The sequence below is a fragment of the Kosakonia sp. AG348 genome (assembly GCF_003337365.1).
Classification (GTDB): Bacteria; Pseudomonadota; Gammaproteobacteria; order Enterobacterales; family Enterobacteriaceae; genus Kosakonia.
This window is the reverse complement of sequence record NZ_QPJR01000022.1, coordinates 1-2585: the sequence shown is the minus strand read 5'-3', so window position 1 is coordinate 2585 and position 2585 is coordinate 1. Positions and strand designations below refer to the sequence as shown.

Annotated in this window: 5 protein-coding genes and 1 pseudogene; all 6 read right to left on the bottom strand. The window is 49.3% G+C overall.

Annotated elements, in window-relative coordinates; genetic code table 11:
* A pseudogene (locus DFO56_RS24695) lies at positions 1 to 291 on the bottom strand (hypothetical protein); the annotation flags it as partial.
* A 90-nt stretch (positions 292 to 381) separates the two neighbouring features.
* Positions 382 to 726 carry a hypothetical protein gene (locus DFO56_RS24505; RefSeq protein ID WP_045514791.1) on the bottom strand — a complete coding sequence of 115 codons (345 nt, stop codon included), beginning with the start codon at positions 724 to 726 and terminating at the stop codon, positions 382 to 384.
* Between the two features lie 316 nt (positions 727 to 1042).
* A complete protein-coding gene (locus DFO56_RS24500; protein ID WP_114413913.1) occupies positions 1043 to 1633 on the bottom strand; it encodes a hypothetical protein in 591 nt (196 codons plus the stop codon).
* Positions 1633 to 2082, bottom strand: coding sequence for a lysozyme (locus tag DFO56_RS24495; RefSeq protein ID WP_114413912.1), 450 nt, complete (start codon positions 2080 to 2082; stop codon positions 1633 to 1635). Before DFO56_RS24495 ends, DFO56_RS24500 begins: the two co-directional genes overlap by 1 nt.
* Positions 2079 to 2363 carry a phage holin family protein gene (locus DFO56_RS24490; protein ID WP_045514777.1) on the bottom strand — a complete coding sequence of 95 codons (285 nt, stop codon included), beginning with the start codon at positions 2361 to 2363 and terminating at the stop codon, positions 2079 to 2081. Before DFO56_RS24490 ends, DFO56_RS24495 begins: the two co-directional genes overlap by 4 nt.
* On the bottom strand, positions 2350 to 2585 hold a 236-nt coding region (locus DFO56_RS24485; RefSeq protein WP_233500441.1), incomplete at its 5' end, for a putative holin. The genes DFO56_RS24485 and DFO56_RS24490, both read right to left, overlap by 14 nt.

The window sequence follows — 2585 nt, the reverse complement described above, 5'->3', positions numbered from 1 at the left end:
ACTCTTTTTGAATTCCCAAATTACTGACGTAACAGTGACAGTATAAAGCGACAGGTTTGTTACGATAATTGAGACACCTTTATTTTGATATGGCCCTGTAAAAAATACAGACATCGTTATTTTACAGCTTATATGGGCTTTTGGTTTTCTCAATCCGAGATGCAATGAAGCGCATACAGCTAAAAAAGTAGCAATACCCGCAAACCAAGTTCCTATCATGGACCACAGCGCCCAGTTAGCAGCCTCTTGAGCAGCTTTAAGGGTCGCTAGCGCCATTACTTTCTCATCCATATGAGCCTCACCATTTTTTTGATGAGTATATTCCAAAGCATTATCACAGGCACTCAGTGAATGCCTGCTGTAATGCCCGTGTCGTAAAATTTATCTCAAGAAGAGGTTGGCTGCATGCTCGCCATCGACGAACACATCGCACTCCCTTGAGTCACGGGAAAACTTACAGCGCGCCATAACTTTTTGCCCCTTATAGGTTCCATTGTAAATGTTTGTATAGCTTTGGCTGAAAGCTGCTGCGAGACTTTTATCCTGGTTAAGGGATGTATCATCAACCACCAGGACATCATTCACCCACAACTTCAACATACCATTGGGCATATTTGCACTAATGACCATACGCTCACCATTCGCGGAACGATAAGGTTGCTGTGCGGAGAAATTAGTACACCCTGCAAGAAAAAGCGCTACAAACAATACATTTATGCGTTTCATAGATACCATTTTACCAAAGTTAAATTATTGATTGAATTGGATTTACCATCAACAATAATAAAACTATCAATGCATAAAAGTACACATAAAAGCTGTTGTTATTTACAGCCACTTAATCATCAAATGCACTGCTCAATGTACGCTTGCAGACCCGCAATCATTTTCCCGCTGGTTTCGATTCGTTCGCTGAGTAACAACACAGAATCACTCTTTTTATTACCGCTTGCCCTTGCCAATCAGGAATTATGTGCAACAGTTAAAGAACCCTAACGTGGCTCCTACCCACCCCAGGGAAACACTCAGGGATGAGCGTTAGTTAATGCTTGAACCTATCAGATAAACGAAATATTTCTCCATTCGCCCTCTTCGGAGGGCTTTTTTGTTGCTGCCGCTGACGCTCAATATCACGGATACCTGCAAAGTTGTTATTGCCCTGCTCGATAGTTGAAAGCAGCGGCCGAATCCACAGCACGGCCTGACAATACGTTATCCCGCCGGTGGCAACGGCACTAACATCGGCTGTATCAGGCTGGCCGGAATCGGCGTGCATTGCGCTGGCACGTAAACGGTAGGCGTACTCGAGCAACCCGCGAGCAATGTCAGCAGGAACAGGCAGATCACAGGTTTTCTCACGGCGAAGAATCTCCCGGTATTCGATAATGGTTTTTTCGGCATCACCGGCTACCACGGCGTTTGCACTGGCTGCCAGTTGCGCCACCTGGTTAAACCGGTTCACGTTGAATGCCTGCGTGGCAATCACCTGCCCCTGTAATGCGTTGTCGCTCTTAAGGACGCGGTTATCGCTTTCTGCATTGGACAGGTCAGCTTTTGCAAACGCCAGCAGCGCTGCCAGAACGGCAATAACGACTACCGCCACAATTGATGCAATAGCAGTTATGCGGTTCATCACGCACCATCCAGGAATAACGCACGCTCTGCCTCACGGCGACGGGTAAGACCAGTCAGCACCTGCCCGCCAGCTTTGTTCCAGCGCAGGAACTCATCGGCGGCGCCGCGGTAATCACCGGCATTAAGTTTTTTCAGCAGCGTTGATGTGGAAAGCGCCCGGGCGCCGAGGTTGTAGGCGAAGGAAACCAGCGCATCGAACTGGCCCTGTGTCAGTTTAACTTTCACCAGCTTCGATACGTCGCCTTCGTAACAGACCAGCCCGGTACGCAACAGACGTTCTGCTGTTTCCTCTTTGATGGTCATCCCGGCGCGGATTGATTTGCCGTCAACAGGCTGCGTCCAGCCATAACCTATCGTCCAAACGCCAACGCCGTCCTGATAAGCCGTCAGCCGCAGACCTTCAAACTGTTTGATGAGAGCAATACCCTTATCGCTAATCTGCATTATTCTGGCCTCAGTACGTGAAAAATCCGGGCTACGTTACCGCGCGCTGCGAATACAGCAGCGCAGATGATGAGATTCATCAGCACGGTCGCCCAGTGGACATGGAAGTAGAAATCGAACATGAAACGGAATGGCACCGTGGCATAAGCCAGGATGATCAGATAAGCCAGCCATGACGCCCACCAGTTGTGTCGCCCGCCAGGCTTACGAAACATCATCAGGCGCAGAACGATAGCGGTACTGGTCACCACGTTGGTCAGTACCAACGGATCACTTGTTACCATTTGTCCCTCCCCGCCACCTTTGCAGCAACGACAGTGGATCCTGCTCGCTGAAGAAGGTGAGCGTCTTAATCGCCAGCGCGGAAAGCAAAACTGCGCCAAGCGCATCGAGCGGTTTATCACTGTAATGGGTGATGCTCGCAAGCATTGAACCCACCAGCCCGGAGCCGTACACGCCAGCGAAGTAAGAAACGATGAAGTAGGCAGAACGGCGGAGAATCGTCA